We start from the raw sequence: 15182 nt of genomic DNA, 5'->3' as shown, positions 1-15182 counted from the left end.
ACAGAAGACATTATATCATTTATGCCAAATATTCAGTACTTTACGCTTAATCACTAAACAATTTAAAACAGATATCAGCACAAATAATAGAATGCCAATAATGACAGTTGGCATAAAACTTTCTGTCCCCAATGTGGGGAAAGCTTTATCTAACGCACCAATGTAGAAATCCCGCATGACGAATACCAACACAATGGCACTAATAAGTACAAAAAGATTCAAACATATAGTAAGCCATTGATAAGGTTTAGCAATACTTGAAGGAGAATAGCCTATGAGCAGTAAATTCTCCAACTTAGTGGTATTCTTTTGTAGCAGGAGGAATACACTCAACATAAGTATATAGAAAGATAGCAAGCTGATAACCATTCCAATAGTAAGTACAATACCAACGACTACCTTCAGGAACCAAGTTGTTTTACCTGCGTCTAATTTATCTTTTTCTGTTTCATAGCCCTTTTTCTGAATGTATTGTACAAGGCGTTCATCGGCAGGATTATTCACTTCCAAAATCAGACGTGACGGATTTATTCTTTTATCGGAAGCATACTTCTCATTAGCCCACTTCATAAACGATTCAGGAACTAAGATAGTATTTAATCGGTTTGAGAATCCAACAAGTTTTCCTTTAAAATTATCTCTCTGCCCATTACCGCTTATTGTAATATCCAGACTGACCATCTTTATCAAATTTTCGGTTAATTGTGGGAGATTTCTACTTTTAGCAAAGCCAAAGTTATATAGATTTAAATAGTCTCGAGGAAGAATAATAGGAATTTCATTGGAATCGAAATCAAAAGCCCAATTATCTTTTTTTATATCAACAAAGTTATCAGGGACAGATTCAAAAAACATTTGAGTAGACATATTTACGCCCAAATCTTGGTCGCCTATTCCTGCCGTAACATGAAACTGTGAAGAGGTAAACTCTCCTACTTGTTGAATAAATGGCTGGAGTTTCATTTCCTCTATATCGCGCTTTGCAAATCCAGATTTACTACCAAGAAGTGATCCGATGGTACTAACAGGTTTACTGATAATGACATAATCTTTCTTCATAAAACTGTCACCTTCAGTGAATACCAGCAACACATCTTTATAGAATTGAATACTTAGCAACACAATAAACATGCCGCAGAGATTAGCAAGGAAGAATCCACAAAACTGCCCGACACTAATATGCTTGCGTAGTAATTTCCAAACCAAATTCATAGTTGTAACGTTTTTGAATAAACCATGGGTAAATGTTTTCCGATAGAAGTTACTATCAAACCTGCGCCCGTGTTCATTACCTCTTTAAGTAGAATTTGTGTCATCACACGGGCATTCTCATTATCTAAATGACTGATGGGTTCATCCAAAAGAATAAAATCGAAAGGTTGACAAAAAGCTCTGATGAAAGCAACACGTTGCTGCTGACCAAAAGAAATTTGTCCAACTTTAGTCTTCATTTTATCAGCTATGCCTAACAGTTCAAACCAAGTCTTAATTTCATCTTCCTTTCTATAATGGGTTAATGAATTCTTCAACTTTATATTTTCATAAGCAGTTAATTCCGGAAATAACCTCAGTTCCTGAAACAAAATACTCAGATGCTGCTTGCGTATCTTTACCCAATCATTCACTTTTAGATTAAGAATCGACCGACCATCAAATGTAATCTCTCCGATATAATCATAACGATAGCCATAGATATAACTGCACAAAGATGACTTTCCTGTTCCTGACGCAGCTTCAAGCAAATAAGTCTCTCCTTTCTTGAATTCAATGTTCTCATTCCACACATCTGAATGTAAGTCTGCGCGATTCTTAAACACTTTCGGCAAAATCTGTCGTAAGCCAATACTGTTCATATCAATTTAAACTTGCAACCAATTTAATTATTTGCTCTAACAAATTGGCTGATTTATCCTTCAATACTAAATTAAGTTCTCCATTTTGCCAATCAACTTTATTGAATGCTATATAATCGAACGGAGATAATACCAAATTTATCGGGTTATCTCTACTTAAACCGGAATACATAGAATCACTAATCAGTTGAGCGCAATTTAAAACAATAAAGCCACGGTTACTTGTCACTTTCTGTCTCCATTCATTATTGTTTAAAGAACCGGCTACTGCCTGAGTAAAATGATCGGCCGCAAATTGACTATTGCTTACGAATAGCATATTTTCTTCCACTCCAAACCAAACCTGAATTGAAGGATATGCTTTAAATACGTATATATTGTTTCCTATTTTGTTTAAGGAAGCCATTCCCATAGCCATATCAACAAACGGATTCAGTTCATCAAGCGTATTCTGCAAGAAAGTATCATCATTTATCTCTGCGTAAATAGTAAAACTGGGAGTAGCGAACGAATTGATTCCTATAGCTACGTCGCCTTGGATAGAAGAAATGACACGTTCCAAATCAACCGGTATCTCTGAGAATTGAATATTATTTTTAATTGCCGGATTCTGTTCCAGTAAATTGAGCAGTTCCTTTCCTTTTATGTTTGAGCCAAGCCATAATAGTGTATTCGATGGGAAAAGACTCATAAATTTTCCATTAATCTGTGAAGTAACCTTACTCAATTGGTTAAAGATATCAACTATCTTAGGACTCTTTGTTATATTATTCAATTTTATATTAACTCTTCCTTTTTCAAATATCACAGAAGCAAAGAACTTCACATCTTCCGGTTTAAAGTCTGCAGGAAGTCCCATTTTAACCTCTGAAAGGTATTCATCCGGAACGCAGTTGAGGTCTAAATATAAATCAATATCATCCTTCTTCTCAATAACTTGCTTAATCTCGGATGAAGAATTTTCTTTTGATTCTTCTTTCATCAACATAATTGCCTGATCTTTTAATCCGATATCGCTTGGGTATTGAGAAGAGACCATCAAAAGTGTATTGCTATTAAATGCTATGACAGCATTATCTTCTACTTGATAATAAATTCCACTTTCCTTATTTAATTGTTTGTTCTCCGATTCTATCAATTTCTTCAATCTGCTTACACTGGAGACGTGCATTACCAACCCAAAAAATTTAGACTGATAACTTGAAAAAACATACACCTTATCCGTCAATTTTAATCCTGTCTTCTCCGGATTCTCGATATACTCCTTTATATTCTTTTCATTTCCAAACTGACTGATTAAAAGTTTAGTAAAAGATTCTATCAATTGTTCTCCTTCTTTCGTTCCTTTTACGCCACTTTTCTCATACATTGCTCTAAAGTCGAACCCAATAACTAACGAAGCATTTTTTGGAATAACACTCGTATAATTCGATTTACTTGAGCAATTCGTCAATGTGAATACTAAGAGTAACAGCATTAACGACTTCCATAGAATTTGTTTCATAATTGATTCTTTAAATTTAGAATATGACTTGCTACTAATGCGGCCGTTTCTGTTCGCAATCTGGATTGTCCCAAACTTATCGGCTGGAATCCTGCATTAATTGCAGCATCTACTTCTTCTTTACTAAAATCTCCTTCAGGACCAATCATAATCAAAGCATCTTCTTTTTCTTTCGCAATATCTTTAAGTAAAGGTTTCACGTCGGGGTAACAGTGAGCGATGAATTTCTGTCCGCTTATAGGTTGAGCAATAAACTTTTTGAAATCAATCATCTCATGCAATATAGGAACTGATGCCTTTAATGATTGTTTCACTGCCGAAATGAGTATCTTTTCTATGCGTTCTGTTTTTATTACTTTTCGCTCCGATAATTTGCAGTTCAAGAATGTTAATTCATCCAATCCTATCTCTGTTGCTTTTTCTGCGAACCATTCCGTACGGTCCATATTTTTGGTCGGAGCCATAGCTATATGAATATGTCCCGTCCAACCTTTCTTTTCCGGAATCTTTTCAATAATTTTCACTTGACAACGTCTGTTTGTTACCGCACAAATCGTTGCTTTGTAGAAGAATCCCTTCCCGTCGGTAAGTGTAATCTCATCTCCCGTCGTTAGGCGCAGCACACGTAGACAATGAGCTGCTTCTTCTTCGGGTAGCTCAGGCGATTTTTCTATGTCAGGAGTATAAAAAAGACGCATACATCATTGCTTTTGTTCTTCTTCACGACGACGGATTTCATCACGAAGTGAAGCAGCTAACTCATAATTTTCAGTTCGAATAGCTTTCTCGAGTGCTCTCTTCAACTCGGGCAAATCCACAGTATTGACAGTCACAGATGTATGCCCTTCTGCATCCTCGCTCATGTGATCATGTTCCATAATTGTTCGTAATGTATACAGTGGAACACCACAACGCAATGCCAGTGCAATAGCATCCGAGGTACGGGCATCCAATTTAAACTCTTCTCCCTGATATTCCATATATATATAGGAATAGAATACCCCTTCTTCTACTTTATAAATGACTGCCTTCTTCATGTGAATATCCATTTTCTCCATCAAATTCACCATTAAATCATGAGTTAACGGACGAGGAAATTTATAATTAGCCATTATCACCCGTATAGATTGAGCTTCATGAGCTCCAATAATTACAGGCAACCGTCTCTCTCCTCCGACTTCTTTGAGTACCAGCGCATAGGCTTCCGCAGGATGAAGAATAGTAGACATTCCTTCTATTATCAATTCAATAAAGTCACTTTCTGTCATGTTGTCTCTTTAGGTTTAAATATCAAAGCGAATAATATTGCTACCACTAATGCATACCCTGCAAAGATAAACCAGCAAGGCTGCCAATTGGTTATTCCATCTACTGTATATGCGTTGACCACTGCTTGAGCGGAAAGGGTTCCTATCGTAGCGCCTATCCCATTTGTCATTAGCATGAACAGGCCTTGAGCACTGGAACGAAGAACAGGGTCGGTTGATTTATCTACATAAAGTGAACCTGATATATTGAAGAAATCAAAAGCAACGCCATAAACTATCATTGACAAGACAAACATCCACACTCCGGTCCCCGGATTCCCCAAGCCAAACAATCCGAATCGTAATACCCATGCCAACATAGCAATGAGCATTACATTCTTTATTCCGTATCGTTTCATGAAGAATGGTATGAGCAAGATGCAACAGGTTTCGCTAACCTGTGAAAGTGATATCAATATGTTAGCATGCTGAACACCGAATGTTCCGGCATATTCGGGATTAGATCCGAAACTGGTAATAAACGGATTGGCAAAACCATTTGTAATTTGCAAACTGACTCCTAAAAACATAGAAAATATAAAGAAAATAGCCATTTTCTTCTGTTTGAAAAGAGTGAATGCACGCAATCCGAATGAATCGACCAGACTCTTTTTCTCCGTTGTCTCGTTAATTGGACATGCCGGAAGAGTGAGTGCGTAGAATCCTAAAATAATTCCAACAATAGCTGATACCGCGAATTGTCCCTGATTACTTTGGAATCCCAACAAATCGACAATCCACATGGTGCAAATAAAGCCAATAGTCCCGAACACACGAATAGGTGGAAAAGTTTTCACCGTATCCAGTCCGGCCTTCGCCAACGCATTGTAAGCTACAGAGTTGCTAAGAGCTATGGTAGGCATATAAAAAGCTACACTTACCGAATAAAGCGTGAAGAGCAGCCAATATGCAGGCTGTGGAGAAACCGTACAATACCAATATGCAGCACCCATAAAAAAGGCTGCTACTATATGACAGAAACTTAACAAACGCTGAGCAGGTACCCATCGATCGGCTACGATTCCAATCAGTGCCGGCATAAATAGTGAAACAATACCTTGCATAGCATAGAACCAACCAATGTGCTCTGCCATTCCTATATTCACCAGAAAAGTTCCCATTGAAGTAAGATAGGCTCCCCAAACTGCAAATTGGAGGTAGTTCATGATAACAAGCCGTATCTTCAGAACCAAACTATTATTGTTCATCGAATTATTTCTTTCGTTTATTGATTCACAAAGGTACGTATAAAAACATGAATTTTCTTCTGTTTAAACAACTTTATCTTAAACTTGCTATAATGAGCAATCGTATCTGTCAACAGAATGATATTGTTGAGTCCAAGGAAAAGAAAGAAACGCTTTTTCTATGTGTATTAAACTATGCTTTTATTCCATTATTAGGCTCTTTAATTTTATCATAAAGAGACCGGAGAAAGTGATACGTATGAATCGGTTAACTCATACGCATGAACTGAACAACTCATGCGGATGACTTTAACAACTCATACGCATGAACTGAGCAACTCATACGCATGACTTTAGCAACTCATCCGGACGACCGGATGAACTCTTTTGATGAATACGAAAAAGTTATGCGTCTCCCTTTCCAAATTCTCATGTACGGACCTGCAGTTACATGCCGTCGGTTTCCAAAAAGTAATGGTATCCATCTGAAAGAAATAAAAGATATATGGTATGTATTATTTTGAATTCCTTGACTTTATGTTGTTTATTTCAAAAAGAATGACGCTAAATATACAGATTACGAATGAAACAATATAATCGAGATTTGACGCAGAACTCAACCATATATTCTCACAAAGGAATCCTAATAATACACCCAGTTCCATTGTTATCATATATGTATTGCCGGCTGTTCCCCGTTCGCAGTGTTGTGCCTTGCCAATAAATGCCAATAAATACCGAGAGAGAGTGATACCCATTCCGATTCCGGTGATGACCGACCCTATGTAATAACTGACAATTCCTGTAGATAAAGCTGACAATACAAGACCGAGAATCAGAACGGCATAACCTGTTTCCGTTCCTGTTATAATGGATATATCATTCAGTTTTAATCGATTAAATATTATTGCTAAAACAAATCCTACAGCTATCAATAGAAAGAATGTATAGTCGAAGTTATGCCCGATAAGAAATCCAAGAATCATTCCAATAAGCAATAAGTTGGCTGCCAGACGTAACGTACTAAGTAAAAGGAAACGATCTAAAGAAAATATCGGAGGGTTAAGAGGGGCATGAAACTTGACTTTCACAGGTAACATAAGGATCAAGCCTAACAGACCAAGTCCGCAGAGTATATAAATAAGATGCTCGTACCGAATAGTTCCATAAAAAAACGCGCTGAACATCAGACCCAATAAGGATCCGAAACGAATGGACCACGCATACGATACATTTGCATGCGTCCGTTTATGTGAAGGGGTTACGTCGATTGCAAGAGTATTGCCTCCGGCCATGATTACTAAACTGAAAAAAATCCCTTGAGCAAGTCGAAGAATCATAATGCCTGAAGGAGTAGTGACGTAAAGTAGCAGAAAAGTAGTGACGATTAAAAGCAATAAAGCAAGTTGACAAACCGACTTTCGCTTATATCTATCAATAAGGAAAGCGTTAAAACTTCCAATTAAGAAAGGTCCGATGGCAAAAGTACTCATATAAAGGGCTGCTTGCCCAAATGTGTAGTCTTCATCGGCAGTCAGATTCATAGTATTTGCCGTAAGCAATCCATAAACCATTGCAAAAGTAAGAAATCCGGAAAAGGCTAAAAGTATAAAATTCCCTGACCACACTTTAACGTTGTCATTGGGATAGAAAAAATCATCAAGCATATTTTTATTTTTAAAACTTAAACTCGGCCAACTGCTGGTGTGTTGATCCGGAGTAATATACATAACGGATAGTGCTGTTTGCATTTAAATAGTCGCGCATTTCAACAGAATTCTGAACAGCTTCTTTCAGCGCGTTGTACAACGAGAGATAATTCTCTGTGATAATTAACCGATTGTCGAGTCCCCTACTCACTGTATAATAATAGCTTTTCGTATTGGTTGCTTTATCAAATGTAGTGCTGTCAATCATAATAGAGTCATTCAGTCTCTGAGGAAAATTCTTATTTTCCCGCTTGGTCAGCAAAGCTAATTTCTCAGTTGCCGGTTTTTTGCTACAAGCTGTCAAACAAAACATAAGAACGAATAAGCCTGTTGTAATGTAACCTTTCATTTCAATTGAGAGCATTAAGAATTATTTAGCGTTGCAAAGTTAGGAATAATAAGATTATTATACGACCTTTGCAATGTTAAATCAAACAAAAAGCAATGGATAAGAATAAACAGATAGCTGCCCTATTCGATTTAGACGGAGTGATTCTGGATACAGAAACGCAATATACTATTCTTTGGAATAAGATAGGAGAAAAATATCATCCTGAGATTCCCGATTTCGGCTATAAAATAAAGGGAACTACGCTTAAACAGATATGCGATCTTTATTTCCCTGAACAAATTCAAGTCCAAAATACCATTATAAAATTATTAGATGATTGGGAGTCTTCAATGGAATATAACTATATACCGGGAACTGTCGATTTCATCACAAACTTGCGGAATCATGGGGTAAAGACAGCCATTGTTACCAGTTCGAACATAAAGAAGATGGAGATTGTTTACCGTCATCATCCGGAGATTAAAAAACTTGTCGATTATATTTTAACGGCTGAACGTTTTACCCGATCCAAACCCTATCCTGATTGCTATCTTTTAGGCGCGGAAACATGTGGAGTCACTCCTGATCAAGCTATTGTTTTCGAAGATTCTTTCAGTGGACTCAAAGCCGGACGTGATGCTAAGATGACAGTCGTTGGTTTGGCAACAACCAATTCTGCGGAAAAAATAAAAGGAATGGCAGATATTGTCATTCCTAATTTTGTGGATTATACATTTAAAGAGCTTATGAGGCAAATTGAATCACTCCTGTGATACTTGTTCCTCGTATTTTTCAAAGTGGAACGTATTTGGATTCACTTGTTGAATATATAATGCTCCTCCTTTTGCGTAGCGTTGTTTTAGTTTTGTTTCCAGCTTATCCAACTTTTTCTTTTTCTTGTTAAAGTAGATAAAGCATGTACGATTTGTCAGTCCCTCAGTCTGTTCCATGTAATTCTTCAGTTGATTACTGTATTCCTGTCTGTAGGGAAGTAGCCCATCCTTTTTGATTCGCACGCCTTGAAGTTCCTCTATATCGGTAAAGTAAACCAACGAATCAAGGAACGACGCAGAGACACCAAAGATATATACACTTTCTTCTTTTCCTTTATCTTCTTTCGCTTTCTGTTCTTTTTCGGTTTTTTGTTTTTCTTTCTTCTCTTTTTTAGCATAGATAGAAGAGACCGAAAGCAGCATACAGAGGCTTAAGATTAAAAAGATTCTTATAGATTTCATTGATTTCAAATTATAACGTTACAAAGATAAAGCAAATCTTTACATCCACCAAGACGTCAAAAGAAAAAAACATGAAAAAAGCCTAAGCTTGATAAAAACATCAAACTTAGGCTTTTGACTGTTGTTAGAAAACCAAGCTTTGCTTATCCTAAATAAGCTTTGAGCAACTTACTACGAGAATTATTTCTTAATCTTCTGATGGCTTTTTCCTTAATTTGGCGCACACGTTCACGTGTCAAACCAAATTTATCGCCAATTTCTTCTAACGTCATTTCTTGCGTACCTATTCCGAAAAACATCTGGATTATTTCCTTTTCCCTTTCGGACAACGTAGATAGTGCTCTGTCGATTTCCTTCGAAAGTGATTCATTAACCAATTCCCTGTCGGCCATTGGAGAGTCCTCATTAGGCAGGACGTCAAGCAAACTGTTATCTTCTCCCTCAACAAAAGGAGCATCAACAGAGACATGACGACCGGATACCTTCAGCGTATCAGATATTTTATCAACAGGAATATCAAGTTGGTCGGCCAATTCTTCTGGTGATGGCTTACGTTCATTCTCTTGCTCGAACTTTGAGAAGGCTTTACTAATTTTATTCAGTGAACCTACTTGGTTTAACGGCAATCGGACAATACGCGACTGTTCGGCCAATGCTTGTAATATTGACTGTCTGATCCACCAAACGGCATAACTGATAAACTTGAATCCACGCGTTTCATCAAATTTCTCTGCAGCCTTGATTAATCCCAGGTTTCCTTCATTTATCAAATCAGGCAAACTCAATCCCTGATTCTGATATTGCTTGGCAACAGACACTACAAAACGGAGGTTTGCACGTGTAAGTTTTTCCAAAGCTCTGCGGTCTCCTTTTCTAATACGTTGAGCGAGTTCAACTTCTTCCTCTACTGAAATCAAATCTTCACGACCGATTTCCTGCAGATATTTGTCCAAAGACGCACTCTCTCGGTTAGTGATACTTTTGGTAATCTTTAACTGTCTCATTCTTTAAAATAGAATTTGGGTTCAAAGATACAATATTTTATTGACTTTTCATTATGAATATCAATTTATTTTTATCTTCCAAAGTCAAAACAAAGGATGTGTAAATTGCTTCGCACATCCTTTGTTTGATATATTATAATCAAAATCTTCTTCTTAATTAATCCTGACTTAAATCAATAGCATAATTTACTCGTTTTCCTGACGGATACATACCGCTGATGAACAATGTCTGCTCCGGAGTTTTCTGAGCTGCCTTTAATGCTTCTTCCAAATCGTCAACTGTCTTCATTGGCTGTAAGTTGGCTTTCAGAATAATAAATCCTTTACGCATGTTTACGTCAGCAAATTTGCCCTGACTGACACCGGTAACTTCCAAACCATAGCTCAGATTCAATTGTTTCTTCAGATTATCAGGAATCTCACGGAATGCAGCGCCAAAGGCATCAAGTCCCTGATTCTTTACCATCTTGGTATTGCCTTGTTCGTTCTTCAATGTCAGACTTACTGTTTGTTCTTTCTTATTACGAAGAATAGTCATGGTAACTTTATCGCCCGGGCGATGTGTGGCAAGAATTTCTTGCATTTTAGCAAAATTATCAATCTTCTTATTATCCATTGTTAAAATAATATCGTCTTTCTTCAGTGTACCTGAAGCAGAACCACCATCAACAACTTCGGCAACATATACACCATAACCTTTAGAATCAAGTTCTTCAAACTTCTTCTTCATTTCATCAGGCAATTGCTGACCTTCATCACTCACTGAAGATCCTTTGATACCCAACATAGCACGCTGAACAGAACCATATTGTTTCAAGTCGGTAACCACCTTTGTCATAATACTTGTTGGAATAGCGAATCCATAACCGGCATAAGCTCCTGTTGGTGAAGACAGAACAGCATTGATTCCTACCAACTCACCACGAGCATTAACCAACGCGCCACCACTGTTACCTTGATTGATGGCTGCGTCAGTTTGAATGAAGGATTCAACGCCACTTACGTTATTCGAACTGTATACACCCAATGTACGAGCTTTAGCACTAACAATACCGGCTGTAACAGTAGACGTCAGATTAAACGGATTACCCACAGCAAGTACCCACTCTCCTACTTTCAGCGCATCGGAATTACCAACTTTCAATGTTGGAAAATCATTTCCTTCTATTTTAACTAAAGCTAAATCTGTACTCGGATCAGTGCCTATTACACGTCCCTTAAACTCTCTGTTGTCGTTTAAACGAACACTGATAATATCGGCATCTGCAACAACATGATTATTAGTAACAACGTAACCATCAGATGAGATGATTACACCGGATCCGATACCGACACGCTCCGGAGTTTGATATTCACGTTCACGACTACCGCCGTTTCTTCCAAAGCCAAAAATATCGCCAAAGATATCTTCAAAAGATGGACCGGCCTGACCTCGAACAGTCTTTGATTCCTGAGTTGATTTAATATGTACAACGGCATTGACAGCTATCTCGGCTGCTTCGGTCAAATCAACAGGTTGAGCATTCGTACCATAAGAAGCAAGCTTTGCGTTATTCTGCTGAAAAGCATCGCTGAATTCTACATTGGCTTTATTCGATTTGTTCATTAGTACCGAAGCTGTAAGACCGCCGATAGCAGCACTCATTATAGCAACAGTGCCAATCCCTACAATTAATTTAGTTGCTTTTTTCATAACTTATATTCATTTTAATTGTTAATTCATACATTGTTTTAACTTTCAAACGCTAATATAATAGCAAATATCATACGTTGATATCAATAGACCTTTAATTTTTCTCTTATTTAACAAACCAGCCATTTAACTTAACAACGGTTAACCGGATTTAATGTCATTATGGTTTCTTTCCTGTCAAATTTGGCAGAGAATAAAAAGAAATCCTGACTGATATGGAAAAGATATGAATTTTGTTGTACTTTTGTACCAACAGTTAGCCGGTCTGCCGCTGATACTTATGTAGAAGAGGAAAGTCCGGGCAACACAGAGCATCCTACTTCCTAACAGAAAGCGATTAGTGATAATTGAGTAATGCAGAAGAAAATAACCGCTCCGTTCTACTCCCGGTCTGCCGTGAGTAAAGCGGGGTAAGGGTGAGAAGGCGGGGTAAGAGCCCACCAATCGGATGGTGACATCTCGAGTTGTGCATCTTAGGAGTTGAAAGGTCATGTATACCGGCGTTATCAGGGTTGCTCGCCCGATTGTCGGAGGGTAGACCGCTAAAGCCTGATGGTGACATCGGGAGTAGATAAATGGCAGACACCCCTTGGGGAACAGAACCCGGCTTACAGGCTGACTGTTTTTTCTTTAGACTTATTATAAAGGTATAGACGCGCCCGCCTATAACTTATTGTAGTATAAATTAAAAAGTATTGATTTTTTTTGGAGTTGTCATTAAAAAGATATACTTTTGCCCCCGCAAAAAAGGATGGTTCAGTAGCTCAGTTGGATAGAGCAACAGCCTTCTAAGCTGTGGGTCAAGGGTTCGAATCCCTTCTGAATCACATACATACGAGGATGTTCAAAAGGATATTCTCGTTTTTTATTGTCGTTTGTCAAAGTAATAATCATCAATCAATAAAGTGATGCGTATCAATCGTCAAAGTGATACGCATCAATTGTTCAACTCATGCGGATGAATCGAGTAACTCATGCGGATGAATTGAGTAACTCATGCGTATCAGTTGAGTAACTCATCCGCATCAGTTTTACGTTTCCTCTTGTTAAGTGTGTATCCTATCAAAATGAAACATTAAGAAGATAAATACAGACACAAGAAAAGGCCCCATTATGGAACCTTTTCTTGTAAGCAAAATATTTAATTGATATGTCGTGTTATCACCATTATTTAAATCTTGAAGTGTCTACTGCCTTGTGTTCTTTCTCCTTATATCCTCCAAAGTTATAAGTAAATGATATTCCAACTTCCCTGAAATCAGAATAGTGCATTCGATAATTCTGATTTTTCCAGTGAATAACCGGATAGATGGCATTGCTTTCAAAAACATTATTAGCATAAGCCTTAATGGTAGCTCGTTTATTAGCAAATTTGTATCGTAAGGCTATATCAAGATTTTGTGATGCCGGCAAATCATAATTCCCTTGAAGAGCCAAACTTCGGATTCTTCCATTAGCAGTCATCGTAATGTCCGGTTTCTTACTAACAATAAACGTATTGTTCATGATTGCCATTGTCCAAAATTTATCCCTGTCGAACGGAATATCATAGAAATCAGAATCTTTGTCTTTTTGCCAGACACCAATAAAAATAAAGTTTGTTTGCCACCATTTGGCTATACTAACAGGTATATAAGTTTGAAATCCTATTTGTTTCACAAAATCGAAATTCAAATATTTATAATTCATCTCCAATATGTCCGGTCGTTGATAAGCTAACTGTGTAAAGTGTTCTTTATCATGCCTATACCAAATCATAAATGTGTATTTGTTTTTCAAGAGGTAAGTCAGCATGAATTCATAATTACTTGACGGTTTCAAATGCGGATTACCTACGATAGCGCCGTAACCTCCATTGTTATAGGAAGTGAAGCCCTGCACAGCCCAATACTCCGGATATTTTTTATTGCTGCTTAAACTGAATTGGAATGTATGTCCGTCTTTTGGCAAATAATTCAAGCTTAATGTCGGATACCAATCCCATTGGTTCCAAATAACATTATGATAATATTCCGCCGCAAGAGAACCATTTAACATTAGTCTTTCTCCAAAGCTCTTACTGAAGCCTGTGTAAATATTAACCACATCTTCACTTTGCTTAAAGGACGCGTCATCGGGAAGCTCAATGGTATTGCCATCTTTCTTAAGATAATTCTGAAAACTGTTGTCGTGACTCATATTATAGATAATACCATAATTAATCTCCCATTTATTCTTTAATTTATGTTCTTGGGAAAGAAAAAATTTCCATCGATTAATCTTTTGTCCGTTACTACTTTCAAAGTGATATTCCTTATCGTTATACCGACTATCGAGTATTTGGTATTCCGGAGCTTTGTAATAAGTGAATTCCGCTCCGGCTTTCAGTCCGAACGAGGAAGTATAATCCGCACGGAAATTATGAAGCCAATGCGAAAAGTCGGAATGTGAAGTAGAACTTATAGCTCCTTCTACAATGCGAGTGTTATGTAGCGAACTGTATTCTCCATTATATACAAAACTTAATTGATTATCTTTCGATATATTATAATCCATCCCCAATCGAAACGAATGTCTATGTTCCGGAGCATGAACAATTCCTGTAGAGGTCATGTTATGCACCTCTCCGGAATTAAGAGTATGCAAGGAGTGATTATCTGTTACTTGATAATAAGTACCGTGATTGTAGCTATAAAGAAAGTCGGATGAGAACTTCTTATGACTGTATTGCAGTGAGCCACGTTCCTCGTAGTTCATGTGATGTTTATTATTGATTAGTCCATATACTTCGCCCTTTAAATCAGAAGAACCATCGGTGCTATGATTTAGAATTATATTAATCATTGCTCCACGTATCTGATATTTCGCCGGAGCATTATACATTACTTCCACATTTTTTATTCTGTTGGCCGGCATCGACTTTAATAATGCCATTAATTGTTCTGTTGTCATATTCGTTACTTTCCCGTCGAGTACAATGGTTGCTCCTAAACTGCCTAATGATAATGATTCATTATTTTCCACCACACCCGGAATTTCTTTCAAAGCTTCATAGATATTATCCACCGGCTTATTGATTATCAATCGAGGTACATCGTATACCAACTTGCCGGGTTCTGCTTTAACTACGGGTCTCTCCCCTTTAATCATTATTTCAGGTAAAGTCTGAAATATACTATCTAACTCTGCTTCTGACTTTTCTTCTTTAGAAATAGAATCATTCTTTACTTGCGATTGAATATTCAAAGTCAAGAATAAAGCCCCCAATAAAACAATAACTTTTTTCATCATTCATTTTTTTGATTTCACAAAATTATAGCTTCAAGTACCATTTTGGAAATTATCTCTGTTACATAGTCTTATCAAAAGTGTTATTTAGT

At 37.2% G+C, this 15182-nt stretch carries 13 protein-coding genes, 1 tRNA gene and 1 other RNA gene; 3 read left to right on the top strand and 12 right to left on the bottom strand.

Annotated features, from left to right (window positions below):
* Positions 1-15: 15 nt before the first annotated feature.
* The 8 genes from LO761_RS00750 to LO761_RS00715 all read right to left on the bottom strand — a co-directional run bounded on the left by LO761_RS00750 (position 16) and on the right by LO761_RS00715 (position 7924).
* On the bottom strand, positions 16-1212 hold the full coding sequence (locus tag LO761_RS00750; protein ID WP_272816423.1) for an ABC transporter permease: 1197 nt from the start codon (positions 1210-1212) through the stop codon (positions 16-18).
* Positions 1209-1853 (bottom strand): ATP-binding cassette domain-containing protein, encoded by a 645-nt coding sequence (locus LO761_RS00745; protein ID WP_272816422.1) that lies wholly within the window; start codon positions 1851-1853, stop codon positions 1209-1211. The genes LO761_RS00750 and LO761_RS00745 overlap by 4 nt, the downstream gene beginning before the upstream one ends.
* A 1-nt stretch (position 1854) precedes the next feature.
* Positions 1855-3357 carry a DUF4836 family protein gene (locus tag LO761_RS00740; RefSeq protein ID WP_272816421.1) on the bottom strand — a complete coding sequence of 501 codons (1503 nt, stop codon included), beginning with the start codon at positions 3355-3357 and terminating at the stop codon, positions 1855-1857.
* Positions 3354-4055 carry a 16S rRNA (uracil(1498)-N(3))-methyltransferase gene (locus LO761_RS00735; RefSeq protein ID WP_272816420.1) on the bottom strand — a complete coding sequence of 234 codons (702 nt, stop codon included), beginning with the start codon at positions 4053-4055 and terminating at the stop codon, positions 3354-3356. Before LO761_RS00735 ends, LO761_RS00740 begins: the two co-directional genes overlap by 4 nt.
* 3 nt (positions 4056-4058) lie before the next feature.
* Positions 4059-4625 carry a bifunctional nuclease family protein gene (locus LO761_RS00730; RefSeq protein ID WP_272816419.1) on the bottom strand — a complete coding sequence of 189 codons (567 nt, stop codon included), beginning with the start codon at positions 4623-4625 and terminating at the stop codon, positions 4059-4061.
* Positions 4622-5872, bottom strand: a complete 1251-nt coding sequence (locus LO761_RS00725) for a nucleoside permease (RefSeq protein WP_272816418.1) — start codon at positions 5870-5872, stop codon at positions 4622-4624. Before LO761_RS00725 ends, LO761_RS00730 begins: the two co-directional genes overlap by 4 nt.
* 494 nt (positions 5873-6366) lie before the next feature.
* Complete coding sequence (locus LO761_RS00720; RefSeq protein ID WP_272816417.1) at positions 6367-7518, bottom strand: MFS transporter; 1152 nt, start codon at positions 7516-7518, stop codon at positions 6367-6369.
* A gap of 10 nt (positions 7519-7528) precedes the next feature.
* The gene (locus LO761_RS00715) at positions 7529-7924 is read right to left on the bottom strand and encodes a hypothetical protein (RefSeq protein WP_272816416.1); all 396 of its coding nucleotides are present in this window, start codon (positions 7922-7924) and stop codon (positions 7529-7531) included.
* Between the two features lie 80 nt (positions 7925-8004).
* On the opposite strand from LO761_RS00715, the gene LO761_RS00710 reads away from it, so the two are divergent.
* The gene (locus LO761_RS00710; protein ID WP_272816415.1) at positions 8005-8664 is read left to right on the top strand and encodes an HAD family hydrolase; all 660 of its coding nucleotides are present in this window, start codon (positions 8005-8007) and stop codon (positions 8662-8664) included.
* Here LO761_RS00710 and LO761_RS00705 read toward each other — a convergent pair.
* The 3 genes from LO761_RS00705 to LO761_RS00695 form a co-directional block, all read right to left on the bottom strand.
* Positions 8653-9126 (bottom strand): hypothetical protein, encoded by a 474-nt coding sequence (locus LO761_RS00705; protein WP_272816414.1) that lies wholly within the window; start codon positions 9124-9126, stop codon positions 8653-8655. The two genes, LO761_RS00710 and LO761_RS00705, sit on opposite strands and share 12 nt — an antisense overlap.
* A gap of 143 nt (positions 9127-9269) precedes the next feature.
* Positions 9270-10130, bottom strand: coding sequence for a sigma-70 family RNA polymerase sigma factor (locus LO761_RS00700; RefSeq protein WP_272816413.1), 861 nt, complete (start codon positions 10128-10130; stop codon positions 9270-9272).
* Positions 10131-10287: 157 nt separating this feature from the next.
* On the bottom strand, positions 10288-11823 hold the full coding sequence (locus LO761_RS00695) for a trypsin-like peptidase domain-containing protein (RefSeq protein WP_272816412.1): 1536 nt from the start codon (positions 11821-11823) through the stop codon (positions 10288-10290).
* A 252-nt stretch (positions 11824-12075) separates the two neighbouring features.
* Here LO761_RS00695 and rnpB point away from each other — a divergent pair.
* An RNA gene (gene rnpB / locus LO761_RS00690) (RNase P RNA component class A) lies at positions 12076-12450 on the top strand.
* A 126-nt stretch (positions 12451-12576) separates the two neighbouring features.
* Positions 12577-12650 (top strand) — tRNA-Arg (locus tag LO761_RS00685).
* A 340-nt stretch (positions 12651-12990) separates the two neighbouring features.
* Here the strand turns inward: LO761_RS00685 and LO761_RS00680 are convergent.
* Positions 12991-15090 (bottom strand): outer membrane beta-barrel family protein, encoded by a 2100-nt coding sequence (locus LO761_RS00680; RefSeq protein ID WP_272816411.1) that lies wholly within the window; start codon positions 15088-15090, stop codon positions 12991-12993.
* Positions 15091-15182: the final 92 nt, after the last annotated feature.

The sequence above is a fragment of the Phocaeicola oris genome (assembly GCF_021295095.1).
GTDB classification, from domain to species: Bacteria; Bacteroidota; Bacteroidia; order Bacteroidales; family Bacteroidaceae; genus Phocaeicola; species Phocaeicola oris.
Note: the sequence above shows the minus strand (reverse complement) of the source record. Positions and strands in the feature narration are given on the sequence as shown.

Coding starts and splice junctions, on each gene's coding strand:
- LO761_RS00695 (WP_272816412.1), bottom strand. CDS start 11,823: ATGAAAAAAGCAACTAAATTAATTGTAGGGATTGGCACTGTTGCTATA.
- LO761_RS00735 (WP_272816420.1), bottom strand. CDS start 4,055: ATGCGTCTTTTTTATACTCCTGACATAGAAAAATCGCCTGAGCTACCC.
- LO761_RS00715 (WP_272816416.1), bottom strand. CDS start 7,924: ATGCTCTCAATTGAAATGAAAGGTTACATTACAACAGGCTTATTCGTT.
- LO761_RS00750 (WP_272816423.1), bottom strand. CDS start 1,212: ATGAATTTGGTTTGGAAATTACTACGCAAGCATATTAGTGTCGGGCAG.
- LO761_RS00705 (WP_272816414.1), bottom strand. CDS start 9,126: ATGAAATCTATAAGAATCTTTTTAATCTTAAGCCTCTGTATGCTGCTT.
- LO761_RS00720 (WP_272816417.1), bottom strand. CDS start 7,518: ATGCTTGATGATTTTTTCTATCCCAATGACAACGTTAAAGTGTGGTCA.
- LO761_RS00725 (WP_272816418.1), bottom strand. CDS start 5,872: ATGAACAATAATAGTTTGGTTCTGAAGATACGGCTTGTTATCATGAAC.
- LO761_RS00700 (WP_272816413.1), bottom strand. CDS start 10,130: ATGAGACAGTTAAAGATTACCAAAAGTATCACTAACCGAGAGAGTGCG.
- LO761_RS00745 (WP_272816422.1), bottom strand. CDS start 1,853: ATGAACAGTATTGGCTTACGACAGATTTTGCCGAAAGTGTTTAAGAAT.
- LO761_RS00730 (WP_272816419.1), bottom strand. CDS start 4,625: ATGACAGAAAGTGACTTTATTGAATTGATAATAGAAGGAATGTCTACT.
- LO761_RS00680 (WP_272816411.1), bottom strand. CDS start 15,090: ATGAAAAAAGTTATTGTTTTATTGGGGGCTTTATTCTTGACTTTGAAT.
- LO761_RS00710 (WP_272816415.1), top strand. CDS start 8,005: ATGGATAAGAATAAACAGATAGCTGCCCTATTCGATTTAGACGGAGTG.
- LO761_RS00740 (WP_272816421.1), bottom strand. CDS start 3,357: ATGAAACAAATTCTATGGAAGTCGTTAATGCTGTTACTCTTAGTATTC.